Annotated in this window: 24 protein-coding genes; 11 read left to right on the plus strand and 13 right to left on the minus strand. The window is 39.0% G+C overall.

The window, feature by feature from the left end; all coding sequences use genetic code 11:
• Window positions 1–82: 82 nt before the first annotated feature.
• From rnd to rnm, 6 genes are all read right to left on the minus strand, one after another.
• On the minus strand, window positions 83–1,234 hold the full coding sequence (rnd, locus tag AC27JP_RS09685; RefSeq protein ID WP_487114480.1) for a ribonuclease D: 1,152 nt from the start codon (window positions 1,232–1,234) through the stop codon (window positions 83–85).
• A gap of 126 nt (window positions 1,235–1,360) precedes the next feature.
• The gene (gene rluB, locus AC27JP_RS09690; RefSeq protein WP_487114481.1) at window positions 1,361–2,230 is read right to left on the minus strand and encodes a 23S rRNA pseudouridine(2605) synthase RluB; all 870 of its coding nucleotides are present in this window, start codon (window positions 2,228–2,230) and stop codon (window positions 1,361–1,363) included.
• A gap of 142 nt (window positions 2,231–2,372) precedes the next feature.
• Window positions 2,373–2,933 carry an SMC-Scp complex subunit ScpB gene (scpB, locus tag AC27JP_RS09695; RefSeq protein WP_487114483.1) on the minus strand — a complete coding sequence of 187 codons (561 nt, stop codon included), beginning with the start codon at window positions 2,931–2,933 and terminating at the stop codon, window positions 2,373–2,375.
• 31 nt (window positions 2,934–2,964) lie between these two features.
• Complete coding sequence (locus AC27JP_RS09700; RefSeq protein WP_487114485.1) at window positions 2,965–3,834, minus strand: segregation and condensation protein A; 870 nt, start codon at window positions 3,832–3,834, stop codon at window positions 2,965–2,967.
• A gap of 42 nt (window positions 3,835–3,876) precedes the next feature.
• Window positions 3,877–4,497, minus strand: a complete 621-nt coding sequence (locus tag AC27JP_RS09705) for an L-threonylcarbamoyladenylate synthase (RefSeq protein WP_487114487.1) — start codon at window positions 4,495–4,497, stop codon at window positions 3,877–3,879.
• A gap of 39 nt (window positions 4,498–4,536) precedes the next feature.
• On the minus strand, window positions 4,537–5,409 hold the full coding sequence (gene rnm, locus AC27JP_RS09710) for an RNase RNM (RefSeq protein WP_487114489.1): 873 nt from the start codon (window positions 5,407–5,409) through the stop codon (window positions 4,537–4,539).
• Window positions 5,410–5,796: 387 nt separating this feature from the next.
• Between rnm and AC27JP_RS09715 the strand changes: the two genes are divergently transcribed.
• The 6 genes from AC27JP_RS09715 to trpA are packed head-to-tail and all read left to right on the plus strand — an operon-like array spanning window position 5,797 to window position 12,674.
• Entirely contained in the window at window positions 5,797–7,497 is a 1,701-nt protein-coding gene (locus AC27JP_RS09715; RefSeq protein ID WP_487114491.1) for an anthranilate synthase component 1, read from the plus strand.
• Window positions 7,497–8,180 (plus strand): aminodeoxychorismate/anthranilate synthase component II, encoded by a 684-nt coding sequence (locus AC27JP_RS09720; RefSeq protein WP_487114493.1) that lies wholly within the window; start codon window positions 7,497–7,499, stop codon window positions 8,178–8,180. The genes AC27JP_RS09715 and AC27JP_RS09720 overlap by 1 nt, the downstream gene beginning before the upstream one ends.
• A gap of 2 nt (window positions 8,181–8,182) precedes the next feature.
• Entirely contained in the window at window positions 8,183–9,205 is a 1,023-nt protein-coding gene (gene trpD / locus AC27JP_RS09725) for an anthranilate phosphoribosyltransferase (protein WP_487114495.1), read from the plus strand.
• 1 nt (window position 9,206) lies between these two features.
• Window positions 9,207–10,598: a bifunctional indole-3-glycerol-phosphate synthase TrpC/phosphoribosylanthranilate isomerase TrpF gene (gene trpCF, locus AC27JP_RS09730; protein WP_487114497.1), complete on the plus strand. Its 1,392-nt coding sequence runs from the start codon at window positions 9,207–9,209 to the stop codon at window positions 10,596–10,598.
• A gap of 1 nt (window position 10,599) precedes the next feature.
• Window positions 10,600–11,841 carry a tryptophan synthase subunit beta gene (gene trpB, locus AC27JP_RS09735; protein ID WP_487114499.1) on the plus strand — a complete coding sequence of 414 codons (1,242 nt, stop codon included), beginning with the start codon at window positions 10,600–10,602 and terminating at the stop codon, window positions 11,839–11,841.
• A complete protein-coding gene (gene trpA, locus AC27JP_RS09740; protein WP_487114501.1) occupies window positions 11,841–12,674 on the plus strand; it encodes a tryptophan synthase subunit alpha in 834 nt (277 codons plus the stop codon). The genes trpB and trpA overlap by 1 nt, the downstream gene beginning before the upstream one ends.
• 81 nt (window positions 12,675–12,755) lie before the next feature.
• On the opposite strand, the gene AC27JP_RS09745 is transcribed toward trpA, so the two are convergent.
• The 5 genes from AC27JP_RS09745 to AC27JP_RS09765 form a co-directional block, all read right to left on the minus strand.
• Complete coding sequence (locus tag AC27JP_RS09745) at window positions 12,756–13,217, minus strand: hypothetical protein (protein ID WP_487114503.1); 462 nt, start codon at window positions 13,215–13,217, stop codon at window positions 12,756–12,758.
• A 135-nt stretch (window positions 13,218–13,352) separates the two neighbouring features.
• Window positions 13,353–14,204, minus strand: coding sequence for a DUF6236 family protein (locus AC27JP_RS09750; RefSeq protein ID WP_487114505.1), 852 nt, complete (start codon window positions 14,202–14,204; stop codon window positions 13,353–13,355).
• 291 nt (window positions 14,205–14,495) lie between these two features.
• Window positions 14,496–16,178 (minus strand): glutamine--tRNA ligase, encoded by a 1,683-nt coding sequence (gene glnS / locus AC27JP_RS09755; RefSeq protein ID WP_487114507.1) that lies wholly within the window; start codon window positions 16,176–16,178, stop codon window positions 14,496–14,498.
• A 103-nt stretch (window positions 16,179–16,281) separates the two neighbouring features.
• Window positions 16,282–17,334, minus strand: a complete 1,053-nt coding sequence (locus tag AC27JP_RS09760) for a M48 family metallopeptidase (RefSeq protein ID WP_487114509.1) — start codon at window positions 17,332–17,334, stop codon at window positions 16,282–16,284.
• A gap of 427 nt (window positions 17,335–17,761) precedes the next feature.
• Complete coding sequence (locus AC27JP_RS09765; protein WP_487114511.1) at window positions 17,762–18,844, minus strand: YjgN family protein; 1,083 nt, start codon at window positions 18,842–18,844, stop codon at window positions 17,762–17,764.
• 317 nt (window positions 18,845–19,161) lie between these two features.
• Between AC27JP_RS09765 and AC27JP_RS09770 the strand changes: the two genes are divergently transcribed.
• On the plus strand, window positions 19,162–20,100 hold the full coding sequence (locus AC27JP_RS09770) for an alpha/beta fold hydrolase (protein ID WP_487114513.1): 939 nt from the start codon (window positions 19,162–19,164) through the stop codon (window positions 20,098–20,100).
• Window positions 20,101–20,325: 225 nt separating this feature from the next.
• A complete protein-coding gene (locus tag AC27JP_RS09775; protein ID WP_487114515.1) occupies window positions 20,326–21,366 on the plus strand; it encodes an energy transducer TonB in 1,041 nt (346 codons plus the stop codon).
• 155 nt (window positions 21,367–21,521) lie between these two features.
• Here AC27JP_RS09775 and AC27JP_RS09780 read toward each other — a convergent pair whose 3' ends face one another.
• On the minus strand, window positions 21,522–22,205 hold the full coding sequence (locus AC27JP_RS09780; protein ID WP_487114517.1) for a hypothetical protein: 684 nt from the start codon (window positions 22,203–22,205) through the stop codon (window positions 21,522–21,524).
• A gap of 134 nt (window positions 22,206–22,339) precedes the next feature.
• Between AC27JP_RS09780 and AC27JP_RS09785 the strand changes: the two genes are divergently transcribed.
• Window positions 22,340–22,843 carry a VOC family protein gene (locus AC27JP_RS09785; RefSeq protein WP_487114519.1) on the plus strand — a complete coding sequence of 168 codons (504 nt, stop codon included), beginning with the start codon at window positions 22,340–22,342 and terminating at the stop codon, window positions 22,841–22,843.
• A 75-nt stretch (window positions 22,844–22,918) separates the two neighbouring features.
• On the opposite strand, the gene AC27JP_RS09790 is transcribed toward AC27JP_RS09785, so the two are convergent.
• Complete coding sequence (locus tag AC27JP_RS09790) at window positions 22,919–23,479, minus strand: DUF4136 domain-containing protein (RefSeq protein ID WP_487114521.1); 561 nt, start codon at window positions 23,477–23,479, stop codon at window positions 22,919–22,921.
• A 572-nt stretch (window positions 23,480–24,051) separates the two neighbouring features.
• Between AC27JP_RS09790 and AC27JP_RS09795 the strand changes: the two genes are divergently transcribed.
• Window positions 24,052–25,776, plus strand: a complete 1,725-nt coding sequence (locus AC27JP_RS09795; protein WP_487114523.1) for an acetolactate synthase 3 large subunit — start codon at window positions 24,052–24,054, stop codon at window positions 25,774–25,776.
• Window positions 25,776–26,279, plus strand: coding sequence for an acetolactate synthase small subunit (ilvN, locus tag AC27JP_RS09800; RefSeq protein ID WP_487114525.1), 504 nt, complete (start codon window positions 25,776–25,778; stop codon window positions 26,277–26,279). The genes AC27JP_RS09795 and ilvN overlap by 1 nt, the downstream gene beginning before the upstream one ends.
• Window positions 26,280–26,287 lie beyond the last annotated feature (8 nt).

The following is a 26,287-nucleotide window of genomic DNA, read 5'->3' on the forward strand; positions in this document are numbered from 1 at the left end:
TTGCTTAACTTTAAATTATTAAGCTATCACAACAATATAAAAACAGATGAACTGTTATGTAAAAATTTATTCGAAACGAACGCTATTTGAAATCATTTTCCGCAAAAGCTAATAACTTATCACCTAATAGCGGCTTGCGCCAACCTTGCATAATGTCGACTAAATGGACATTATTTTCAGTACCGTTAAGCTTAAAGTGCCAAGAAAGAAATTGATTAATTTGTTTTTTCGAGGCCAAGTTTTCAACTAACAAATTAGCTTCGGTGCCGACTAAACTAATAAAACTTTTAACTTTTTTGAAGTTTTGTTTGTAACCTGGATATTCATCAAGGCGAACAATTTGCTCAGGTAACTTGGCATCAACGTTATCATTTGCACGTTTTAAAACCATCAGCATGGCTTTACCTTTATGTCTAACATCCAGTAGTTCAACCCCTTCAATACTTGCCATGGCACCAACACTGCTTGGGTTAATTTGCGCCAAAGCTAATAGCGTGTGATCTTTGGCGATAAAGCCAATAGGACGATCTTTTTGTTTCGCTTGCTGATAACGCCAAATCGCTAATTGCTGCAATCGGTAAAGTTGCACGGGGTTTAAACGCCATGCCATTTTGATATTTTTATAGAGTTGCGATTCATCAACAGCGCTAAACTTACGCTCAATCATCAATTCACTTTCTTGCTTCGCGGCAGGTAACCAACCAGAAGCCTCTATATCCGCCATTAACTTAGGCAAAATGTTAAATAAGTGTTCAACATCAGCTTCCGCATATTTAAGCTGCTTTTCGGTCAGCGGCCTTTTCATCCAGTCAGTGCGAGACTCGGACTTATCTAATTCAATGCCGGTATAGTGGGCGATCATCGCTGCATAGCCCAAAGATAAACCATGGCCCAAAAATGCCATGATAATTTGACTATCAATTAAATTAACGGGTCGACAATTACCCGCCGTTAGAAATACTTCCAAGTCTTCTGAACATGCATGCAGCACTTTGACAATATTGGCATTTTCCATTAACTGCCAAAACGGTGTTAAATCTGCTATTGCCACAGGGTCAACTAATGCCAGTGTTTTGCCGTCATTTATCTGGATAAGGCCCAACTTAGGGTATAACGTGCGCGTACGAACGAATTCAGTATCAATCGCGAGAAGTTCGGCTTGCGTATATGATTGGCAAATTAGGTGTAATTGTTGAGCATCTTCGACATAAATTTTTTCAAGAACTGCTTGCACTTAATATCCTATTTAAGCTGTTTATCCGGCTTTAAAAACTGTATCACTATACACGGACACTAACATTGTAAAATGACAGACTAACTGAAATATGAAAATATTTCTAACAATCTGTCATTGTTAAATTTACTTTTTGTTAGGTCGACGTCGTGTCGCTTGCTGGCTGCGATGTTGATGTTTTTTCACTGAACGACGAATTCTGCGACTTTTGGCATTATCCATCGCTTTTTCGTCAACCTTAACCTTGCTTTGCGTTTCAAGCGGTAAATCAACTAATTTACGGTAGTAGTTAACGTCTTTTAAATTTAGTTCAGTCCAACCACCTAACGGTAATTGACGCTTCATTTCCAAGTCACCATAACGCACTCGAATTAAGCGACTCACTTGTACATCTTGGCTTTCCCATAAACGACGAACTTCACGATTACGTCCTTCAGAAAGCACCACATGGAACCAATGGTTACGCCCTTCACCGCCACGATAGGTTATTTTTTGAAACTTAGCAGGGCCGTCTTCCAACTTCACACCATGGCGTAAGGTTTGCAACATAGCCTCATTAACTTCACCAAATACCCGCACTGCGTATTCACGTTCAACTTGTTTAGATGGATGCATTAAACGGTTGGCAAGTTCACCATCGGTAGTGAAAAGCAACATACCTGAAGTGTTAATATCTAAACGCCCTACTGCAATCCAGCGGCTACCTTCAAGTTTAGGTAAACGATCAAATACCGTTGGACGGCCTTCAGGATCTTTACGAGTACACATTTCACCTTCAGGCTTGTTGTACATCAATACTCGGCACAAATCATCTTCTAAAGGTTTAAGTTTAATTTGATGGCCATCAACACGGATCAGTTCATTACCTTCAACACGGTCGCCTAAATAAGCGGTCTTACCATCAACGCTAACTCGACCAGCACTGATATAAGTTTCCATTTCTCGGCGTGAACCTGCGCCTGCGCGCGCTAATACTTTTTGCAATTTTTCAGACATCTGTCTTAACTCTCTTACGTCAGTAACTTTATAAAAGTAATTTGCTAGCCATTACTTTCACTACGTTTCTGTCTCTCTAAGTTTCGAGGAATTATACTCTTTGTATAAGCCCCTGCGTTTTAATTCTGTGCTAATAAAAGCTTTAGCCAGTTAACTCTGCCGTTGGCATCAGTTCTGGTAATTGGTCAAGTGAGGTTAGTGAAAAGTAATCAAGAAATTCTTGCGTACTTGCGTATAACACTGGTCGACCGGGAACTTCCTTATGCCCAACTGTTTTAATCCAATTTCGTTCCGTTAGCGTTTTAATGATATTACTACTAACGGCAACTCCACGAATATCTTCAATTTCACCACGCGTTATCGGTTGTTTATAGGCAATTAATGCCAAAGTTTCCAATATTGCCCGTGAATATTTTGGTGCTTTTTCCTTGTAAAGGTGAGCTAAGTCTTCACTTAACTCGGTCGGTGTTTGAAAACGGTAACCCGAGGCAACCTTGTTTAACTCAACACCGCGACCTTTATAGTGTGCCTGAAGTGCGATAATGATATCACGAATTCGAAGGTTACTAACACGATATTCGACTAAAAAATCACGTTTAATTAGCTGTACAGATAGCGGTTTATCGGCAACAAATAGTGCCGCTTCAACTAAGCGCTGTAATTTGTCATCATCAATGTCTTTAAAACGTATTCTATCGTTCATAGGGCTCGGTTATTTAGTCGCTGTAAGTATTTCATTCTGCAAGTTTAGGTAAACATACCCGTAATCGACCATAAACTTGTGTTTGTAAACAATCAATTAGCGATTCTTTAATTAGTTCTAATATAGCCAAAAATGTAACTACAACACCGTGTTTACCTTCTTCTACGGTGAATAAGTCGCTAAAATCAATATAAGTATTTTTATCTTTGGCATTTTTCAAAGTCGCTAAAATATGTGCCATACGTTCACGAGTTGATAACGACTCTTTTTGAATGTGATGATGCTCAAACGCTTGTGTGCGTTTAATAACGCCCTGTAAAGCCGCAACTAACTCCGCCATGTCTACCTTAGTGTTTTCAATTTTCGGCACAAAATTATCGGCTAATTCTACTTGTGCAATAAAGTTATCTCGGCCTAAACGTGGCAGCTCGTCAATATTTTCTGCGGCGTTTTTGATGACTTCATATTCTTGCAGTTTTCTAACCAGTTCAGCGCGCGGATCGCCTTCTTCCTCTTCCACTGCTTGTTTAGGCAGTAACAACCTTGATTTGATCTCGGCCAATATTGACGCCATTACCAAATATTCAGCGGCCAATTCCAGCTTAATATCTTTCATCAATTCGACATAGGCCATGTATTGCGTGGTAATGGGAGCAATAGGAAGGTCTAAAATATCAAACTTTTGTTTACGAATTAAATACAGCAGTAAATCCAACGGCCCTTCAAACATTTCTAGAATAACTTCTAGCGCGTCCGGCGGAATAAATAAATCTTGCGGCTTTTCAACCACAGCTTCACCACGAATAAAGGCAAAGGGTAATACTTGCTGTAGCATCACCCCTGACGCTTGTTCATCATCGGATTTTTTGCTGATTTTTGGCAGTTCAGTGGTATCTGACATTTTATTATTTTAAGCGCTAAATAGTTTCAGAAAACGTCTATGTTATTGAAATGGCGTTGGATCGCCTTCACCCACACGAATAATTTCAACATCATCATTGGAAAAATCAATCACGGTTGTTGGGTGTTCGCCTAAGTGGCCACCATTAATAATTAAATCAACTTGGTGCTCTAATAAATCGCGAATATGTTCAGGGTCAAACTCTGCCATATCTTCACCCGGCATGATCAAAGTAGTCGACATAATTGGCTCGCCGAGCTCAGCTAATAATGCTTGGGCAATATTGTTATCAGGTACGCGGATACCTATGGTTTTACGTTTTGGGTTCAACAAACGTTTTGGCACTTCTTTTGAGCCTTTAAAAATAAAGGTATAAGGCCCTGGGGTATTATTTTTTAACAACCGAAACGCACTATTATCAACGCGGGTATATTCAGACAGCTCGGATAAATCACAACACATTAAGGTAAAGTTATGTTCTTTATCGATATCTCTAATTTGACAAATACGCTCTAGGGCTTTTTTATCACCAATATGGCAACCTAAGGCATAGCCAGAGTCGGTTGGGTAAACAATAACACCACCTTGACTAATAATAGCCGCGGCTTGCTTCATTAATCGCCCTTGCGGATTATCAGGGTGAACATAAAAAAACTGACTCATGGTGTGCTCCAATGCTTAGTAAAGTTATTGAGTATCTGCTTACCATATTTGCCAAATAGGGTTTGCTTGTTCAGGCATAGTTAAATTACGCCCTAAATCACTCCAACGACTGGGTTGATGAAAATCAGATCCCATAGATGCATGCAAATCATATTCTAAACAAAAGCTTAGCATTAATTTTCGTTGTTCGTTGTTCATTTGCGGCAAAACCACTTCTAAACCATTGCCATTTGCCGCCTTAAAGTCAACTATCAGGCGCCGTAACCATTTAGTTGATAAGTCATATCGTATCGGGTGTGCCATTACCGCAACACCGCCAGCAGCGTGAATTGTTGCTACCGCATCAGCTATGCTGCACCAATTAGGTTTTACATAAGCTCGCTTGCCTTTGCCGATATATTTATCAAACGCCGCCTGCATTTTACTAACCGCGCCTTGCTGTAATAATACTTTTGCAAAGTGGGCTCGAGTAATCGACCCTGCCCCTGCTAATGCTTTTGCTTGCTGATAAACATCAGCAAAACCACATTTAGCTAACTTTTCTCCCATGGTCAGCGCACGTGTTTCTCGGCGTTGCTGTTGTTGGCTGATCAACTCAGTTAACTCAGCATTACGGGTATCAATATTCAAACCAACAATATGAATTTCAAAACCTTGCCACTCGGTTGATATTTCAATGCCATCAATTAAGGTTAATGGAATATTTTTATCTAAAATAGTTTGTTTTGCACTATCAAGACCGGCAACGGTATCGTGATCGGTAATGGCTAACACATCAATTTGAAAGTTAACTGCCCGCTCTATAAGCTCTTGCGGCGTAAGCGCACCATCAGAACAATTTGTATGGCTATGTAGGTCAACCCGCAAGCTTGATAAATCTTTATCATTTTTAAAATCAGTGGTTGACAACATAAGTGTAATCGGTTCTTCTATAGGGACTTAAAACTACCTAAGGTATTGGCAGCAGCTAAATTTAGGTAAGTGAATAAAACAATTTTACTGAGATAAAACAGATAATGATACAAGTAAAACAAACTATTTCTCTGATTTGGTGGTGGCATAACTCGACATAAGTGGGTTGTGATGTTTACTTGTAAGTAAAAAATTCCGAAAACCCGCATTTTATTGCGGGTTTTTTGCTTTTATCTGACTAAGAATAAGTTGATTTTTTAAGTTGTAAATTAAAATTTTAGAGAGATAACATGTTAAGAATTAAAGTTAAACGTTGGTTTTTGTGGTGGCTTTTGCCTATTTACGCTGGATGACCGTATTTAAAACTATTTAGGAATACCAATAACAATGAACAAGAACAACCAACAACATAAAAGTGCCGAACAACACCTGCAGTTAGGTGCGGTTACAAGTTTTACCGAACACTTGCCTTATCAAAGCGATCCACTTGCTGTTTTTCACACCTTATGTGGTGATGAAGGTGACAATAAAAGCGGCGGTAAAAATGGCAGCCTAAAGGCAAATACCTTATTGCTTGAGTCAGCCGAAATTGACAAAAAGCATCAACTAAAAAGTCTATTGCTAACAGATACTGCCGTTAAAATTGTTTGTCATGGCAATTCAGTCACTTTTACTGCCTTAAGTATAAACGGCGAGCATGCCTTAGCATTTGCTAAACAACAATTAAGCGCTGAAGCCGCTATCTCTGTTTCTGCTAACGCCAATATCGATACGCAAGCCTTTACAGCAACCTTTTCAGACGTTGCTGAGCAATTAGATGAGCGTTCTCGATTACTCGCAACTAACCCCTTTCAAAGCTTACGCCTTTTTCAACAGTTAACTAATTTTACTGGTCACCCTTTCTCAGTATTTCTTGGTGGCGCCTTTGCTTTTGATATGATGGCAGTAAGCGAAGCATTACCTAGCGTGGCAGATGGCGAAAACACTTGTCCCGACTTTGTTTTCTACCTGGCAGAAACCTTAATTGTTATTGATCATGAACAGCAATCAAGCGAAGTGATTACCAATATTTTTACTGGTGAAAATTACTCTCAGGCTAAGCAAGCGCAAATTGCCAGAATAGAAGAAATTAAAGCAACATTAGCTAATAATGTTAGTGCCGCACTTGTGTCAAAAATATCAGCGCAGCGCACTGCAACCGATAATTTAAGCACTGATATTGACGACCAAGCCTATTGCCAAATTGTTAACAATTTAAAAGAAAACATTCTAGCTGGTGATATTTTCCAAGTTGTACCTTCTCGTACTTTTAGTTTGCCTTGTACCAATACCCTTAACGCCTATAAAGCGTTAAAACGCCGTAATCCAAGCCCTTATATGTTCTATTTACAAGACAGTGATTTTTGTATTTTTGGCGCATCACCAGAGTCGGCATTGAAATATCAACAAAGTAATCGCCAAGTTGAAATTTACCCTATCGCGGGTACACGACCACGCGGCTTTAACGCCGATGGCAGTTTGTCACCTGATTTAGATAGCCGCATAGAGCTTGATTTACGCCTCGATAAAAAAGAGTTAGCTGAGCACATCATGCTGGTTGATTTAGCGCGTAACGACATAGCAAGAGTAAGCCAGCCGGGAACTCGCCACGTTGCTGATTTACTCAAAGTTGATCGATACTCGCATGTTATGCATTTAGTATCTCGTGTTTGCGGCACATTAGAACATGAACTTGACGCATTACATGCCTACCAAGCCTGTATGAATATGGGCACACTTTCAGGCGCACCAAAAGTAAAAGCGACGTCACTGATTCGCCAAGTAGAAGGTAAACGACGCGGCAGCTATGGCGGCGCTGTAGGTTACCTAACGGGTGATGGTGACATGGACACCTGTATTGTTATTCGCTCGGCTTTTGTTAAAGATAATATTGCCCAAGTACAAGCTGGAGCGGGTGTGGTTTTTGATTCTGATCCACAATCAGAAGCCAATGAAACCAGACAAAAGGCACAAGCGGTAATTAGCGCCGTTAATGAAGCGGAAAACAAAGAACTTATTATTAGCTTCAACAACAAGGAGGTTAAATAATGACAACATCAACTATCACCAATGACGCTTTACCAAGTTATCTTCCAGAAATAGTCATGCTAGATAACCTCGATTCATTTACTTATAACTTAGTCGATGAATTTCGCTGCTTGGGCTACCAATTAACCATTTATCGCAATACCTTAAGTGCTGATTTTATTTTTCAAAAGTTACAAGAAAAACAGCAAAAAACCCCAAATGGGGTAATTTTAGTATTATCACCTGGGCCAGGCACACCAGCGAATGCCGGCTGTTTAATGGCGTTAATCAAGCTTACTGTTGGCCAGTTCCCAATATTAGGTATTTGTCTTGGCCATCAAGCGCTAATTGAACATTATGGTGGCAAGGTTGGTAGAGCACCTGAAATCGTGCATGGCAAAGCCTCAAATATTACCCACACAGCACAAGATGAATTTAGCGATATTCAACAACCTTTACCTGTTGCTCGTTACCATTCGTTAGTGGCGTTAACTATGCCAGACGCTTTAGAAACAACGGCATATTTAACCACAGATAACGGCGAAAAATTGCCAATGGCAATTGCCCAAAAGCAAGATAATATTATTGGTTTTCAATTTCATCCAGAATCAATTTTAACTACCTATGGCAGTACCTTGTTAGCGCAAAGTATTCAATATTTATCGAATGCTAAAACAACGAGCAACAAGCAGGACACGGAGTAATCATGGAAAATATTCTACAAAAATTAGTCGATGGTCAATCATTGTCGCAGTCACAAGCACAAACATTTTTTGCCGATGTTATGCAAGGTAACATTGCTCCTGAATTGCTCGCGAGCGTACTTACCGCGCTAAAAATTAAAGGTGAAACGCCTGAAGAAATCGCCGGCGCAGCGGTTGCTGTTCGTGAGTATGCCACAGCATTTCCACTACAAACCCATGCGGTTAGCGATTGTGTTGGCACAGGTGGTGACGGCGCAAATACCATTAACATTTCAACCACGGCAGCGATATTAGCCGCCGCTTGTGGCTTACCTATGGCAAAGCATGGTAACCGCAGTGTTTCCAGCATGTCAGGCTCTGCCGATTTACTCGAAGCATTTGGCGTTAATTTAACCATGTCACCCGAAACGGCCAGTAAATGTTTAGCGCAAGCCAACCTTTGCTTTCTTTATGCACCTGCTTACCACCCGGGTTTTAAATATGCTGGCCCGGTGCGAAAAGCCATGGGCATTCGAACGTTATTTAATATTCTTGGCCCGTTAGTGAACCCTGCTGCGCCAAAAGTGATGTTAATGGGAGTTTATACACCAACATTAATTCCGACTATGGCAAAAAGTTTAATGCTTACCGGCGTTGAACGTGCTTGGGTTGTTCATGGCAGTGGCTTAGACGAAATTGCCTTACACGGTGAAACGCATGTCTGTGAGATCAACCAAGGTAAACTCGAACATAAAGTGGTAACGCCTGAAGACTTTGGTTTAAGCCGTTATGAACTTGAAGATATCAAAGGTGGTACACCACAAGAAAATGCCGATATCATCAAAGCTATTTTGTCTGGCAACGGCCAAACCGCCCACAACAGTGCGGTAATTATTAACTGTGCAGCCCTACTTTACTTACATGGTAAAGCTGACAATTTAAAAGCGGCAGCTGAATTAGCAAAAACGGTTCTAGCATCAGGTGAAGCATTGAAGAGTTTAGAACTATTAGTTGAAATTTCAAACAGCAACGAGAGTGATCAATAACATGGCCAATGTATTAGAAAAAATTGTTGCAGATAAGCGCATTGAAGTGGCACAGCGAAAAATTGATATGCCATTAGAAAGCTTTAAAAGTGCATTAATTCCAACAGAAAAAGATATGTACGCTGCACTCGATAGAAACAGCGGCAAGTCAGATGCGGGTTTCATTTTAGAATGTAAAAAGGCGTCACCGTCTAAAGGCCTAATTCGGGCTGACTTTGACGTTGCCAGCATTTGCAAAACTTACGACAAATATGCCGCCGCTATTTCTGTATTAACCGATGAAAAATACTTTCAAGGCACATTTGACTACTTAAAAACAGTCACTGACATTGTTAACTGCCCAGTATTAAATAAAGACTTCTTTGTTGATACTTACCAAGTATATTTGGCTCGTCACTACGGCGCTGACGCAATTTTACTGATGTTAAGCGTACTTAACGACGAAGAATATCAGCAGCTAGAAAGCGTTGCTAAATCATTAAATTTGGCGATTTTAACGGAAGTGTCAAACGACGAAGAACTAACGCGTGCTATCAACCTTAATGCAAAATTAATTGGCATTAATAATCGTAACTTACGCGACCTTTCAACCGATATTTCGCGTACTTTTGATTTTGCGCCAAAAATTCCTGCCGACAGAATTGTTATTTCAGAATCTGGCATTTATACCAACGAGCAAGTGCGGGAACTTGCCCCCGCGGTTGATGGCTTCTTGGTTGGCAGTTCAGTGATGGCGCAAGACGATATTGACCTCGCCTGCAGAACGCTTATTTATGGCAACAATAAAGTCTGTGGTTTAACCGCCGCAGAATTTGCCCAATCTGCTGTTGATACCGGCGCACAATTTGGCGGACTTATTTTCGCAGAAAAATCACCTCGTTGTATTTCATTTTCACAAGCTGAAAATATTGTTAGCAACGTGCCAAGCCTAAATTATATTGGTGTTTACGTTAATGAAAACATTAACAAGATAGTTGAGCATGCAAACACCTTAAGCTTATATGCTGTGCAATTACACGGTGATGAAGATCAGGCTTTTATCAATGAACTAAGAGCGGCACTACCAGAAAGTTGTCAAATTTGGAAAGCGGTTAAAGTTGAAAATGACATTCCTCCATTAACTCTTGAGCATGTTGACCACTGGATACTCGACGGTAAAAATCCGGGCAGTGGTGAGGCATTTGGTTGGCGAGCGTTAGCAGAAAGCGAGCAAGACTTGTCGCATTGTTTGCTCGCCGGCGGATTAAATCAAGACAACATTAACAGCGCATTAGCGCAATTAACCACACAAGATTTATTTGGCCTAGATATCAACTCAGGTGTTGAAGACAGCCCAGGTATAAAAAGCCGTGAAAAGCTAACAAAAGTTTTCACGCATATTCGGAATTACTAACATGACTGTAAAAAATACAACAGAAAATAAAACCTTACCCGCCTATTTTGGTGAATTTGGTGGCATGTTCGTTGGCGAACTTTTAGTACCCGCCTTAGAACAATTAGAGCAAGCTTTTATCGAATCACAAAGCGATGAAGCTTTTATCAATGAATTTAATAAACTACTAACCAGCTATGCTGGCCGCCCTACGCCGTTAACTTTGTGCCGAAACATTGTTAAAAACCCACTAGCAAAAATTTACTTGAAACGTGAAGATTTACTGCACGGTGGCGCACACAAAACTAACCAAGTACTTGGCCAAGCTCTTTTAGCAAAGCGCATGGGTAAAACTGAAATTATTGCCGAAACAGGTGCGGGTCAACATGGTGTTGCTACCGCTATTGCCTGTTCGTTACTGGGCTTAAAATGTAAAGTTTACATGGGCGCGGTTGATTGTCAGCGTCAACAACCTAACGTATTTCGCATGAAACTCATGGGCGCAGAAGTTATTCCTGTTACTGCTGGTAGTGGCACGTTAAAAGACGCGGTGAATGAAGCGCTACGTGACTGGTCTGCCAATTATGATAAAGCGCATTATCTATTAGGCACAGCGGCTGGTCCTCATCCGTTCCCGACCATAGTGCGTGAATTTCAAAAAATGATCGGTGAAGAAGCCAAACAGCAACTACTAGCCGAAGAAGGTCGCCTGCCAGACTACGTTATTGCCTGTGTTGGCGGCGGCTCAAACGCCATTGGTATGTTTAACGACTTTATTCCAAATGAAGACGTTAAATTAATCGGCGTAGAAGCGGGAGGTAAAGGTATTGATACTCATCAACATGGTGCAACGCTGGTCGCTGGCAGTAAAGGCATGTTACACGGTAACTACACCTACATTATGCAAGATGACAATGGTCAAATTGAAGAGTCTTATTCAGTATCCGCTGGTTTAGACTACCCTGCTGTTGGCCCACAACACGCACAATTAAAAGACTCAGGTCGTGCGCAATATGTGCCAATTAATGACGATGAAGCATTAGAAGCATTTCAATTATTGGCTCGTAATGAAGGTATTATTCCGGCACTTGAGTCTTCGCATGCGTTAGCACAAGCATTAAAAATGGCTGATGAAGTGACAGAAAAAACAGTATTTTTAGTTAACTTATCAGGCCGTGGCGATAAAGACTTAGCACACGTAAACGCCATTATTTCTCCAGAAACGGCAGAAAAGAGTGATGTAAAACACAGAGGAGAAGCATAATGAGCCAAGTTAACCAAATTACAACCCGTTATGATCAAGCCTTTAAAAATTTAGCTGAGAAAAACGAAGGCGCTTTTATTCCCTTCGTAACCATAGGTGACCCAAATGCGGAGCAGTCATTTGAGATCATTAAAACCCTGATCGACGCTGGCGCTGATGCCCTTGAACTCGGCATTCCATTTTCTGACCCAAGCGCAGATGGCATGACCATTCAAATGGCAGCCCTACGAGCCCTAAATGCCAATATTAATACTGATGTTTGTTTAGAAATATTAGCGCGTGTTCGTGCTTATGCACCTGATATGCCGATTGGTTTATTACTCTACGGTAATTTAGTGTTTGCCCGTGGTATTGATAATTTCTACCGAGATGTTGCCGTAGCAGGCGTTGATTCAGTATTAATCGCCGACCTGCCAATTCGTGAGAGTAAGCCTTTTAGAGCAGCGGCAATAAAACATGGTGTTGCCCCTATTTTTATCGCGCCACCGAATGCCAGTGCAGCAACGTTAGAGAAAGTCGCACAACTAGGTGCAGGCTATACTTATGTGCTTAGCCGTGTTGGTGTGACAGGTACCGAAACTGAAGCGGAAATGACCGGCCATAAACTGATCAGCGCTTTAGGTAATTTTCAAGCTGCGCCATCAGTGATTGGTTTTGGTATATCTAAACCAGCACAAGTAACCGAAGCATTAGCAACAGGTGCAAAAGGTGCAATTAGTGGCTCTGCCGTGGTTAAAATCATTGAAAATCATCTTGATGATAATAACGCTATGCTAACAGCATTAGCTGAATTTGTTACAGCCATGAAAGCAGCGACTAAGCTTAAGTTATGACTTAATGAGATAGCCTAATCAAACAGGTTTTGATTAGGCTAATTTTGATTTAGCGACTTTGAAGCAAAAGCTAGCTGCTCATTATAAACTTGTACCGCTTGAACTGCTTGTATGGCGATTAATCTCTGAAGTGATCTTTTGATATACACTATTGTACTCAGGTTTTACACAATCTGATGAATCAAATTTCTGTGACTTTACAGTAAAGCCTGCATGAAACTTTGAACTTTTACCTATGAAGGTTGAATCATCAAAATCTTTAAATTGATCTCCTGTAATATCAACAATTTCTTGATTTACAATTAACCAAGCGTGTCCAATTTTTTTATGAACTTCATAGTTATACATATCATCTAGTATAGTTTTATATGCACGAACAATTTGCACATTAAAACCTTTTCTTAATAGGTAATTACCAAGTAACACACTAGATATTTCACAGGAGCCGTTAGGGAAGTGTTTAAGCTGAACTGCAACTTTCTCTTCTTTTGAAGCTATTTCTAATTCCTGACGGAAGAATGCGACTATTTCAATTAATTCCAAAACTCACCATTGCATTTAACGCTCCAATAAGGGACTGATAATAGCTTGCTATAATGTGCAACATAACTGGAGCGAGTAAGCTTTTAGTAATCCTGTCTAATTAGCTTATTAAGTTTATCAGCGCATAAACCAAATTTAAAACAACTCATTTTCTATTTTTGTAACATATGTCAGTGGGTGCATTCCTGTATTTGGTGGTTGTTCAGTAAGAATACTTTGGATTGCAAATGATGCAGAGCCAACCATTACACCCGCGCCTAAAGCAGGTAAACCTATAGACGGAGCTAAGCTAGCAGCACCCATTGCCATACCCGCTGACGTGATTAACGAGCGGTCAAGTACAACTCTTAACGAGCTTAGTAAACGATTCTGAAATTTTTCTTGCACTGTATTATTATAATCTGATATCGCAGATTCTAGTTTTGCTAATTCATGAGTTTTAGATCTTGGGATATCTTTAGATTCAGAAATACGAAAATATATATCTTCTAAATAAGAATGAAATGCTGACAATTCATCTCTTCGCTTTTCTTTAAATTCTAATATTTCATTTATAGGAGTTGCCCTATCTGGCAACTGAATACTATTAATTAACTCAAAAACTAAACATGCTGAGGTATCTTGCGCGCAACTTTGCCCTTTAATGATTCCTTCAGATTGTGCTATAGACCATTTCCCGGGCTCCTCTGCATTTTTTTGCATGTAAGTTACTTCTTGCGCAGCAAGAAATAACTTTCCAAAATCACCACTAGAAATACCACCAGAAAACGGGACTCTATTTCTAGTTAGAAGGTTTTGTTGTTGCAAATAGTCCAGTTCCGGCGGTAACCCTGTAGATATAAAGTTATTGTCTGGACATATAAATTCATCCCAGAACATAACCCAGTTACGAATTAAAGCTGGATCAATACCGCCACCTATTTGGCTGCTATTTTCTGAATCAGAAATTATCACACCTGATGGTATTATTAGTCCTTTTCTACTCATAATTATTTCCCTATCTGTTATTTATACTCTGGTAACTAAATAAACTTATCAGCTTATTATGTAGATGTATCAGTAATTACCACCTACAACAATATGACTCAAAATAACTCAATATTTTTTATTTTCAAAGATTTATTTTGTTAACTTTTGTTGTATTTATAGAGGCTTATGTATATTTATAACAAGTACCAAACTCTATGTGATGCCATGGCTAATGCCTGAACATAAAAAAGCTCATAAGCGTTAACTTATGAGCTTTTATAAATCTATAGTTTTCTTGTTCTACGTTGATTAGCCTGAGATTTTCGCCCAAGTATCACGTAAACCAACCGTGCGGTTGAATACTAACTTACCAGCAGCTTTATCTTCTGCTGAAATTTTATTATCAAGACAGAAGTAACCTTGACGTTCAAACTGAAAGGCTTTTTCTGGTTCAGCATTAGCTAAGCTTGGCTCTACTTTCGCGTTCGAGATAGTAATTAACGACTCAGGGTTCATTACGGTATGAAAGTCTTCTTCTGCACCTGGATTTGGCACTGTAAATAAACGATCATATAAACGAATTTCAGCGTCAAGGCTTTGCTCCGCGGCAACCCAATGAATAACCCCTTTTGGCTTAGTACCGTCAGTTGGGTTCTTACCTAAAGTGTCTTCATTGTATTGACAATAAACCGTTGTTACATTGCCTGCGTCGTCTTTATCACAACGTGTTGCGGTTACCACATAAGCGCCACGTAAACGCACGGCTTTATCAAGCACTAGGCGTTTGTATTTTTTATTTGCTTCTTCACGGAAGTCTTCTGCTTCAATGTAAAGTTCTTTAGCAAATGGCACAACACGAGAGCCTTGGCTTTCATCACTTGGATGATTCTTAACATCAAGATTTTCAACTTTCCCTTCTGGGTAGTTCTCAATCACTAATTTAATAGGGTCAAGTACTGCCATTGCGCGTGGCGCGTTGTCGTTTAGATCTTCACGGATACAAGCATCTAATACGCTCATTTCCACGGTGTTATCCATTTTTGTGACACCAATGCGCTTGGCAAACTCACGCATAGAATTGGGTGTAAAACCACGACGACGAAATGCGGCAATGGTTGGCATACGTGGGTCGTCCCAACCGCTAACTAAGTTTTCTTCAACTAAGCTATTAAGTTTACGCTTACTCATTACCGTGTATTCAAGATTTAAGCGTGAAAACTCATATTGACGAGGCGTACATTCAATAGAGATATTTTCAATGACCCAGTCATATAAACGACGGTTGTCTTGGAACTCTAACGTACAAATTGAATGCGTAATACCTTCAATCGCATCAGAAATACAATGGGTAAAATCGTACATTGGGTAAATGCACCATTTGTCACCTGTTTGGTGATGGTGAGCAAATTTAACACGATAGATAATTGGATCACGCATACACATGAAGCTTGATGCCATGTCTATTTTTGCACGTAATGCACATTCGCCTTCTTTGAAGCCACCGTCTTTCATTTTTTCAAATAACGCTAGGTTCTCTTCAACTGACGTATCACGGTACGGGCTATTTTTACCCGGGTGCTTTAATGTGCCGCGGTATTCTCGAGTTTCTTCGGCATTTAAGAAACACACATACGCCAAGCCTTTTTCAATCAACTCAACAGCATAACCATATAAACGGTCAAAATAATCTGAAGAGTAATGAATGTCGCCAGCCCATTCAAAACCTAGCCATTTTACGTCTTCTTGAATTGAGTTTACGTAATCAATGTCTTCTTTTTCAGGGTTTGTATCGTCAAAGCGTAAATTACATAGACCTTGGTAATCTTGAGCAATACCAAAATTTAAACAAATAGATTTCGCATGACCAATATGTAAAAAACCATTTGGCTCAGGCGGAAAACGTGTTTGCACACTGTTATGCTTACCACTAGCAAGATCGGCATCAATAATTTGACGAATAAAATTGGTTGGACGGTTTTCTACTTCCGACATCCACAAACCCCTAAAATATGAAAATTTAAATAATATTATGCCGGCATTATATCAGCAGATTTAACCAGAGCGCACCTAAAGATTACCATAAGCGCGCAATTAGTTATCGCGTTGTTTCCGTGATTGCACTAGCTCTCGCATGCTCAGCCCGTTCACGCAGAAGTGGATGAGTGCTAAATAGCTTATCTAAATCCGATTCATTTTTATCAGCCAGAATTAACTCCATGGCCTGCGCAAAACTTTCGGGATTTCTGCCATGCGCGGAAAGTTTAGTTATTGCGAAATCATCCGCTTGCCATTCTAACTCTTGTGAGAATTGATTGCCGATAATGGTTGCTCCAGTTCCAACAAATAAATCGATTAAACCGCTAATATCACCGAGCAAATAATTCACCACCATAGTAGTCGCCAATGTTTGTGCGATATAGCGCATTGAGTGTCGATGTTCAATATGGCCTATTTCATGTAATAAAATAGCAATTATGGCCTCAGGGTAAGGTTCCATAAGCTCGACAAGCTCATCGGTTACTACTATGGTGCCGTCTGGAAGTGCAAAAGCATTAGCACCAAAACTTGATGATGAGCGCAACAGTATTTGATATTGAGCAGTGCTAACAAATAAAGGCGCTAAGCCAGCACGCCAGGTTTTCAACAATTCTTCTTGCTTTGAAGGTGCAATGGTAGAAGCGGAAAGTAAGGTTTCATCAAGCGACAATAATGTTTGCCTAGATGATAACTTTACAATTGACTCAGGCACCATCTCACTAAACTCTATCGCAATATATGGAATACCCCGAGTAAAAATAAGAAAAATCAGCAAAGGTACCACGAACAATGCGCTAGCAATCATCACTTTGCTTTTTTCAAATTGGCCAATATGCGACTTATTTCCTCGCTGTGCCAACCATGCTTCTACAGTTTCATTGGCGTGAAAAGAGAAAAACTCACCAGACGAAAATAGCATTTCCCTCGGGGTATTGCCTAGTTTGCTCGACACCTTAACTTCACTGATGTTGCATGAAACAATCACATCGTCGGTTTCAGAATCAAGCTCTCTAACAATGATATCGCCGTTAATATTAAACTCTGCAACGCCTTCAATATATTGCGAAGAGTTTTTCCGGTAGCATTGCCCTTTTACGATAATATTACTCATACATTCCTTGTTCAATTTAATCACCATTAAACTGGCGCCGTAATAATACTTAATAACGATAGATAATAAAAAGCACCTAGGGGCTGTTGGTCTTTGTTTATTAATTCAGCTGAAAATTAAAATTGCCGTAATTAAGGCGAAAATGGTGCAATTTAGTCATCTAAATCAGTCATTTTCAACGCAAAGTAAGGCAATTTTAGACTCAGCCCTTTGGGCAATGACTATTTTTAACGCTAGCAGCATTAGAATCTCACTTATTTGGAACAACCAAACATCGTTCATTCTGCTTTACTAACGTTAAAAATAACCTATCGCTGAAAATATAAACAAAGATCAACAGCCCCTAATATTTACCGCCACATTGAGCTAAAACATTAAGTGCAATTTTATGATTTTTCTCAGCAATATTTAAAACTTAAGCTGTGTTTTATGATACCGCAATATCAAAATCGAAAACTTCAGAAATTTCATCACCTATTGCACTAACACCATCATTTTGATCAGCAATAACGGCATTTGCGCCAGCTAAGACAGTAACATCAGTCACTTGGCTATAATATTGTGCAGTGCGAATTTTTACCCAAGGTAGCGCTAATCCTAATGTACAGATTAATACCAACAAATTTGTCCCTGTTAGAAAGATTAAACCGCCCAAAGTAACAGTAGACTTAAATGACGCAATATCAGCTATCTCACTATTGTCATAAAGGTGATTACGAATGATCTTGGTATAAAAAGCACCTGCAACGACGAAAACAGCCAAATAGGTTGCCATAAATAACAACTGCACCGTAATGGCCATTTGCCCATCTTCCCCCACTAAATTGGACATGTCGAGGCCAAAGGCAATCATAGATAAAGCAAATAATGCGATAGCAATAAACACCGCACCAAATGAAGCTTTGTAATAGCTAGAAGCTTTTAAGTTAGTCGATAACGGCTTATCACCATAACTGATATTGTCGTAAATAAACTTATCCATAGTCTTAAGTGCAAGCGGCATCGCTAGGTAAAAAGTAAAAACACTTAAAATCGGATATAAAATAAAGGCCAGAAATGCTTGGCCATATTTGCCATGAAAATTAAAGCGAATATTGCGATAGCCAATCATTTGCATATTAAATTTAATGCTTTTACATAAAATCCACGGTACTAATGCAAAGTAAAGTATGACTAGAACAATCGCGCCTATTGGAGAAAAAGCGGTAACAAAATAAAAGCCAGCAAATATAAGTAAGGCAATAATTCGCCCTTTCAATATCTGCAAAGGTTGAGCAAGATAGCTTAATCTATGGCCATCAATTTCAGTATTCGCTTTAAAATATCGCTCTGTTCTGACTTTCGCCCAAGCCGAATAAATACCCAAGGTAATAATAGTCAGCAAAATATTTACCAACCAAATAGCGTAATACTCGCCTGTTTTACCATGAAATTTAACCGTAGAGGTACGGTTACTCATTGCTGAGTTTGCTTCATCTGCAACGGTTGAAGCTGTGTTGTGGTTATCCATAACAATCCTTTTTTATTATTAACTTATCCAAAGCTGAAAACTTAACTTCCGAAATGAGTATCTCATATCAATCAGAATTAACCAATATTATAGCGCTCTTATATTGTCGTTAATTGCTTGAAATTGTTAAATGAAATCACAAAAGGACATTGCGATAATGATATATGCTTAGGCGGAATCCAACGATGAAGGTCATAACGACGGGTTTACGCTTTCAACATTTTTATCGCAAATGACACCAACAACACCATTCACATCAGACCAGTTAATTGTTATGTTAGCTGAATAAAATCTAGAACGTCATTTAAATACTCACAATGTCTAAAACAATAATTTCAAACCCTATGCTGACTTCGCACCCTTTGATATTTGAAGGCCTGAAAAAATGGCAACAAAAATCAAAAAGCCAAATGACCGTTAATGGTTACTATCGAGCAGGTGAAAAAACAGGAAAGCGTATTCACTTGTTACATGGCACCGGCTTTTCAGCCATGACATTAGCGGCTATGGCGTCGCAATTACCCAACGACAGCTCTATTTGGCTAACCGATGTGCCGGGCCACGGGTTGTCAACTCAACCCTCTAAACGCATGCCAAACTGGCAAAAAATGGCCGATACTGTCGCTGATGCTATCTATCAGCAAGCAAATGTAAAAGTCGATGGGCCTTTGATTGGTATTGGCCATTCTATGGGGGGAGTTTTAACATTATTAGCCGCTGCTAAATACCCTGACTTATTTAGTGAAATAATTCTCTTAGATCCGGTACTTTTTAAAAACGAAATGATAATTGCGCAACAGCTGATGCGAGCAACCGGAGCATGGCGTCAGCGCGCTCTAGTTAAATCGGTTGCCAATCGCACCTCAAGTTGGCCAGATTTAGACAGTATGAAAGAAAATATTGCTGAAAAGTCATTTTATAAAACATGGCACCCACAAGTAATTGACGACTATTGCCAATACTCTAGTACGCCCAATAGCGATAGTTCAGTACAACTGAGTTGCTCACCAAAATGGGAAGCTTCAATATTTGGCTCTTACCCGAAAGGACTTTGGCAGGCAGTAAGAAAAATTCAGTTACCTGTAAATATACTTGTCGCCAAAAATACCTATTTCTTTATTCCTAGCGCCGTTAAACGTGCTGCGAAAGAAAATAGCCAAATAAAATGGCAAGAGTTTGGCGAACGCCATTGTTTCCCTATGGAACAACCGCTTGAAACCGCCAGTATATTAACAAGATTAATTGGCAACGAATAAAGTGAAATTTTTTTTCAAAAAACGAAAATTGATGATCTCAGCTACTAGTGAAAGTATACTAAAAGTAAACATTGTGTAGCAGAAAATAAGACCATGGAGGCTATTCTTATAAGCTATAGAAGCTAGATTTAACCTATGAACAAGTAAGTGCGCCTAGTATTATAAGCTTCAATAAATATTAGCTTTATGATATGTTTTAGCTATTAAAACAACACGGAAGTTAAAATGAAAAATATCTGCTTACTTAGCTTATTACCCGCTACCTTTCTCTGTAATAACACCTCAGCTATTGAATTATCAAAACACTTAAGTACTACAACAGAGCCAGTCCCTAAAGTTCGAGTTAACCCTAAATACCCTGTCAACGCGGCCCGAAGTAATCGTGAGGGTTGGGCGAAATTTAGCTTTATTATTGAAAAAGATGGTAGCGTTTCTAACGTTATTGCTATCGATAATTCAGGTAGTAAAGACATAACTTTGGCGGCAAAAAAAGCGGTGATGAAATGGCAATATGAACCTGCAATGGAAAATGGTCAACCTATTCAACAATGCGTTAATAATGTTCGACTAGATTTTAGAATGCACAAAAACGGTACAACAAAAGTTACTCGAAAGTTTAATAGCATTTATAAAAAAGCAAAAAAAGCACTCGAAGAGAAAAACTACACTAAAGTTGATGAGTACTTAGCTAACCTAAAAAAAATAAAATATTTGCACATGTCAGAAAACAACTTTTTGCAGTTACTTCACGCACAATATGCCAAAGATATTGGTGATGACGCATTGCAACTATCTCATCTATATAAAGTAAACTTTATCGAAAATGAAAAAAATAGTAAGCACGCATTATCAATTTTGGAACAACGATTTAATTTAGAACTAAAATTAAATCGATTAAAGCAAGCCTATAGAACTTTTAAAAGGATAGAAAAACATCCCGTAGCAAAGCCTTATTTAGAAAGCTATAACACGGTAATAAAACGTGTTGATGAGTTTGTGAATTCAGATAAAGATGTAGTAGTAAGTGCAAACATTCGCAATGATAGTTATTGGCAACATTCTCTAGTACGCAATGAATTCACATTAACCAGTATTAAAGGCAAGTTGTCAAAAATGGATATTCGCTGTGCGAATAAACGTCACGTTTATTCTATTGAAAATAACAATACTTGGCAGCTACCAGAGTCTTGGAAGCAATGTCATATTTTCGTGTTTGGCGAAAATAATGCAACATTTAACTTAGTTGAGCATCCATTTAAGGTATAAAGCTCTGTTGTCGCAGTCCTTTTTATAGCTTATTGAACGACCCCAGCTCGGGATAATAAATTGCTCGCTAGCGCCTGTTTTCTCCGATACCCATGCTAAATTCACTTGCAAACTCATAACCCGAATTAAGACGATGTAACACAGAGAAATTACTATCAATCCATATAAATAATTAGGAACTGACAATTTAATGCTGGTAATTCAATTGTATTTTTTGTTGGCTTAAAAACATCAGCTGGACGTTCACCAAATTGCGTCACCTTCATTTTTTTTCGCAAAATAAAAGCCTGAAATAAACCAGACTCAGTAGTTAATTTAGCTACCTTGCCATCAAAACTATATCGACCGTTGACAAGTGCTAACCCTTCATCAAATTTGCCTTTTTCATACTCTAATACAAACTCCCCAGTGCGGCCAAACATAATAGTCGCATCAGCAAATTGGCAATATTGCGTTCTTAGATAACTTGGCATCTCTGGTTGAATGTTATTGTTATTTTGCAAATAAATACCAAGGTTATTAGCATTGTAAAAATGCTTGCCTTGTGCGAACGTTAAATGAGACGGTGTTTCGATACCTGATTCCAAAAGAATAGACTCAACATCTCGTAGCAACTCAAGATCAGTAAAATTGGGATTAGTTGCCACAACAGCAAAAGGAAACGTTGCTGGAATGCTAACAGTTGAACGTACTACTTTAACCGGTAATTTCTCAAGCTTGCTAATTATCTTAGCAACTTGTTCTTCTGAATAACCTTTACTTACCAAATGCAAATATGTGTTACTACAAGCAGATAAACAACACATAAAGCCTAATGCTAGTACGATATTAAATTTCATTTAAACCCTTGATATATTTTCCTTTTAACAGCAATTCTACAAAATAAGCATTTGAAATAATAGAAATAAAAATATATTGAATAGCTAATCAGCTTATCTTGGTCATTTACTAAAACAATAATTTGGAATCTATAATGCTCAAAAATAAATGGATGCCATTAATATTACTGCTGACTTTTGCTAGTTTTGTTAATGCCACAGAAAACAACAATCAGCGACCGATGCACAAGCAAGTCATGACCAAAGGTTTGAATCACCTAGGGTTAACGGTTAAGAACTTATCTGCCTCTGTCGATTTTTTCGTTAACACCTTAGGCTGGAAAAACGTTGGAGGTTACCCAGATTACCCTTCAGTATTTGTCACCGATGGCGAAATCTTTTTAACCCTTTGGCAAACTAAACAAGCTAATAAAGTGATTGCATTTGATAGGAAAAATAATGTTGGTCTGCACCATCTAGCGCTAACCGTTGCAAGTAGAGAAATATTAGATGAACTGTATAAACGCTTTCAGTCGGTGCCTGACCTAGTGATAGAGTTTGCTCCTGAGCTCAATGGCAAGGGACCAACTATTCATATGATGATACGAGAGCCGAGCGGTAATCGGATAGAGTTCGCTTACAATCCGCCTAGAAAATAATACTGCTATTTAATGAGATATAAAAAAGCGCAGTAAACTGCGCTTTTTTTAACAAACTCTAGGTAAAATTGCTGATTAGAATTGCGCAACAACCTGCTCAACAACCGTTTTTATTGCTTTAGTCGGATTATCTTTATCTGCTGATTTTATCCGTTTAACCGCCCAACCATGCCATACCGGTTGATGACTTTTAACATCGTAGACATCAATTGCCAGTTTACCTTCGGTATAATTTCTAACATGAGTGTCGTGACTAATGCCAATACCACCATAATATCTATGGCCCCAAACAAAACCTGTTCGATAGCTAGTCGGCAAAGAATCAACTTTCACCTTATCTCGGCTGCCCATAGTATAAGAGATGGTAAAATCTGCTTGTTCAGCATTATCGACTAGTTGATAACCTTTCGCGATAAAAGCCTGTTCAATGGCGTTATCAATCCTGACTTTCATTACCGGATTAACGTCTACTGGCTCTGCCAAAATTTTAGTCTCTTTTAACCAAGCGAAGGTTTTATAGCCCGTGGTTGAGATTTCACTATTACGGTCAAAGTCAACTCTAGCTTGCTGGGTAGATGCACAACCAGCAATACTACCAATGAGCACTAATAGAATAAGTAATTTATTTTTCAACATACGTCCGTCCTGTCAACTTCGATGAATGGCAATTTATAAGCAACAGATTAACATATCAATGATAAAAATCTGTTGAAATATGTAACTTTAAACTCAGTGAAGCATATTAATCAACAATGCCTAATAGTAACAGAGAATTAATAAATAATATCAACTATTTGACTCATAATTCCTCATCTAAAATTGTCACTTAATTTGTTCGTAAATATGGTATTACATTTACTATATGACCTGAAAAAGAGTGAATATAGTGCAACACATTTATTTTTATCATAACTCAGATAAGAAAATTATTAGCGAAATAGTAACTTTCCATTGACACTTGTCGTCAAACCCCTTAAAACTATAGCTACTACTTTTTAAACAATTTTACCTTTTACCGATAAAAAATTTAAATGATTAAATTAAACACTCTTAATTCACTCCTCATAGTCGTCATGGTCTTTAAGTCTATGCGTGGGCGATATTGTGTGTAAAAAGTAAACAAAAAAATATCAAAATAAAACCCTCGCTCTGTAAAGACTGAGGGTTTTTTTATGGCAATTAATAAATGTAGAATAAAGGAATTATATATGAGCACAGAGCTATATACAGGTGCTGAGTTAGTGGTAAAAACACTATCCGCACTTAACGTTAAATATCTATTTGGCTACCCCGGAGGGACGGTATTAGATATTTATGATGCACTATTTCGACAACAAGATGTTGAACACATTCTAGTGCGCCACGAGCAAGCAGCCACACATATGGCTGACGGTTTTGCTCGTGCAACCGGAGAAGTCGGTGTCGTTTTAGCAACCTCAGGCCCAGGCGCAACCAATTGTATTACTGGCATAGCAACCGCTTATATGGATTCAATCCCTATGATTGTTTTATCAGGCCAAGTACCTACGGGTTTGATTGGTGATGATGCTTTTCAGGAAACTGATATTGTTGGCTGTTCACGCCCTATTGTTAAACATAGCTTTAATTGCCGTAACATCGCCGAGATCCCAAACATAATTGCCAAAGCCTTCTACATTGCTAGCACAGGTCGTCCTGGCCCGGTCGTTATCGAATTACCAAAAGATTTATTAATGCCAGGGCAAAGTGCTGAGTTTATTTTTGATAGTGAAATAAAAATGCGCTCTTACAACCCAACCGTTAAAGGCCATCATCGACAAATTAAAAGAGCCGTACAAGCCATATCACAAGCTAAAAGACTGGTGGTATATTCAGGTGGAGGCATAGTTATTGCCAATGCTGCTGAATTACTGACAGAGCTGGTTGAAAAACTAAATGCCCCAATCACAAACACCTTGATGGGTTTAGGTGGCATATCAGGGTTACACGATAACTTTATTGGAATGCTAGGTATGCACGGCAGCTTAGAGGCGAATAAAGCCATGGCAAATGCTGATGTTATTTTGGCTTTAGGCGCTCGATTCGACGATAGAGTAACCAACAATGTTAATAAGTTTTGTCCAAATGCCACCATAGTACATGTCGATATCGATCCAACGTCAATATCCAAAACCATCAATGCGCATATTCCTGTTGTCGGTCTTGTCGACATTGTCATTCAGCAATTATTGGCGGAACTTGAAGAAACTAATTTCTCGGTTAGCACCGAAGAAAATCAACGCTGGTGGCAACAAATAAACCAATGGCGTGATGTTAAAAGTGTTAGTTACGAGCAAGTGGGTGAAAAAATCAAACCACAACGTGTTATAGAAGCCATGTACCAAGTAACGAAGGGTGAAGCGTATGTTTGTTCTGATGTTGGCCAACATCAAATGTTTGCAGCGCAATATTATCCATTTGCTAAGCCACGCCAGTGGATTAACTCTGGTGGTTTAGGCACTATGGGCTTTGGTTTGCCAGCCGCTATGGGAGTAAAAATGGCATTCCCTGAAAGTCACGTTATTTGTATTACCGGCGATGGTTCAATTCAAATGAATATTCAAGAGCTATCAACCTGTATGCAATATAACTTGCCTGTGGTCATTATTTCATTAAATAACCGCTCCTTAGGTATGGTGCGTCAATGGCAAGATATGGTTTATGGTGGACGCCATTCGTCATCATATATGGAGTCCTTACCAGATTTCGTTAAATTGGCTGAATCTTATGGTCATGTTGGTATTCAAATTAATACCTTAGACGAGCTAGATGATAAGTTGGCTCAAGCCTTCGCTATCAAAAACAGACTGGTATTTGTTGATGTGTTAGTTGATGAAAAAGAGCATGTTTACCCTATGCAAATACGCACAGGTGCAGTTGATGAAATGTGGATTAAAAAAGGAGTAAAAGCCTAATGCGCAGAATATTAGCAATATTATTGGAAAACGAGGCTGGTTCGCTGTCTCGTATTATCGGTCTTTTCTCTCAACGCGCTTTTAATATTGAAAGCCTAACGGTTGCACCAACCGAAGATGCCAGCTTATCTCGTATAACAATAGCAACAAAAGGTGATGATAAAATTCTCGAACAAATTGTGAAACAAGTGAATAAGCTTATAGACGTTATTAAAATTACCGACTTAACAGAGCGACAGCATGTTGAGCGAGAGCTATTGCTGATTAAAGTTTTAGCGATGAATGATAAATCACGTACGGAAGTAAAGCGCATTACAGATATTTTTCGCGGTGCTATTATAGATATCGGCAAGCAAGTGTACACCATTCAATTAACTGGCGACGCAGATAAGCTAAATGCCTTCACTAATACCTTAGCGAATGAGACCGAAATTATCGAATCAGTACGTTCCGGTTGTGTCGGCATTGCTCGTGGTGAAAAAGCTTTACGCGTAAAGCAATAATGACTAGC

The sequence above is a fragment of the Colwellia sp. SU-HH01172 genome (genome assembly GCF_057553355.1).

Excerpts from the sequence above, each read along its gene's own strand:
- rluB (WP_487114481.1), bottom strand. The coding sequence starts at position 2,230 with ATGTCTGAAAAATTGCAAAAAGTATTAGCGCGCGCAGGCGCAGGTTCA.
- scpB (WP_487114483.1), bottom strand. The coding sequence starts at position 2,933 with ATGAACGATAGAATACGTTTTAAAGACATTGATGATGACAAATTACAG.
- AC27JP_RS09700 (WP_487114485.1), bottom strand. The coding sequence starts at position 3,834 with ATGTCAGATACCACTGAACTGCCAAAAATCAGCAAAAAATCCGATGAT.
- AC27JP_RS09705 (WP_487114487.1), bottom strand. The coding sequence starts at position 4,497 with ATGAGTCAGTTTTTTTATGTTCACCCTGATAATCCGCAAGGGCGATTA.
- rnm (WP_487114489.1), bottom strand. The coding sequence starts at position 5,409 with ATGTTGTCAACCACTGATTTTAAAAATGATAAAGATTTATCAAGCTTG.
- AC27JP_RS09715 (WP_487114491.1), top strand. The coding sequence starts at position 5,797 with ATGAACAAGAACAACCAACAACATAAAAGTGCCGAACAACACCTGCAG.
- AC27JP_RS09720 (WP_487114493.1), top strand. The coding sequence starts at position 7,497 with ATGACAACATCAACTATCACCAATGACGCTTTACCAAGTTATCTTCCA.
- trpD (WP_487114495.1), top strand. The coding sequence starts at position 8,183 with ATGGAAAATATTCTACAAAAATTAGTCGATGGTCAATCATTGTCGCAG.
- trpCF (WP_487114497.1), top strand. The coding sequence starts at position 9,207 with ATGGCCAATGTATTAGAAAAAATTGTTGCAGATAAGCGCATTGAAGTG.
- trpB (WP_487114499.1), top strand. The coding sequence starts at position 10,600 with ATGACTGTAAAAAATACAACAGAAAATAAAACCTTACCCGCCTATTTT.
- trpA (WP_487114501.1), top strand. The coding sequence starts at position 11,841 with ATGAGCCAAGTTAACCAAATTACAACCCGTTATGATCAAGCCTTTAAA.
- AC27JP_RS09750 (WP_487114505.1), bottom strand. The coding sequence starts at position 14,204 with ATGAGTAGAAAAGGACTAATAATACCATCAGGTGTGATAATTTCTGAT.
- glnS (WP_487114507.1), bottom strand. The coding sequence starts at position 16,178 with ATGTCGGAAGTAGAAAACCGTCCAACCAATTTTATTCGTCAAATTATT.
- AC27JP_RS09760 (WP_487114509.1), bottom strand. The coding sequence starts at position 17,334 with ATGAGTAATATTATCGTAAAAGGGCAATGCTACCGGAAAAACTCTTCG.
- AC27JP_RS09765 (WP_487114511.1), bottom strand. The coding sequence starts at position 18,844 with ATGGATAACCACAACACAGCTTCAACCGTTGCAGATGAAGCAAACTCA.
- AC27JP_RS09770 (WP_487114513.1), top strand. The coding sequence starts at position 19,162 with ATGTCTAAAACAATAATTTCAAACCCTATGCTGACTTCGCACCCTTTG.
- AC27JP_RS09775 (WP_487114515.1), top strand. The coding sequence starts at position 20,326 with ATGAAAAATATCTGCTTACTTAGCTTATTACCCGCTACCTTTCTCTGT.
- AC27JP_RS09780 (WP_487114517.1), bottom strand. The coding sequence starts at position 22,205 with ATGAAATTTAATATCGTACTAGCATTAGGCTTTATGTGTTGTTTATCT.
- AC27JP_RS09785 (WP_487114519.1), top strand. The coding sequence starts at position 22,340 with ATGCTCAAAAATAAATGGATGCCATTAATATTACTGCTGACTTTTGCT.
- AC27JP_RS09790 (WP_487114521.1), bottom strand. The coding sequence starts at position 23,479 with ATGTTGAAAAATAAATTACTTATTCTATTAGTGCTCATTGGTAGTATT.
- AC27JP_RS09795 (WP_487114523.1), top strand. The coding sequence starts at position 24,052 with ATGAGCACAGAGCTATATACAGGTGCTGAGTTAGTGGTAAAAACACTA.
- ilvN (WP_487114525.1), top strand. The coding sequence starts at position 25,776 with ATGCGCAGAATATTAGCAATATTATTGGAAAACGAGGCTGGTTCGCTG.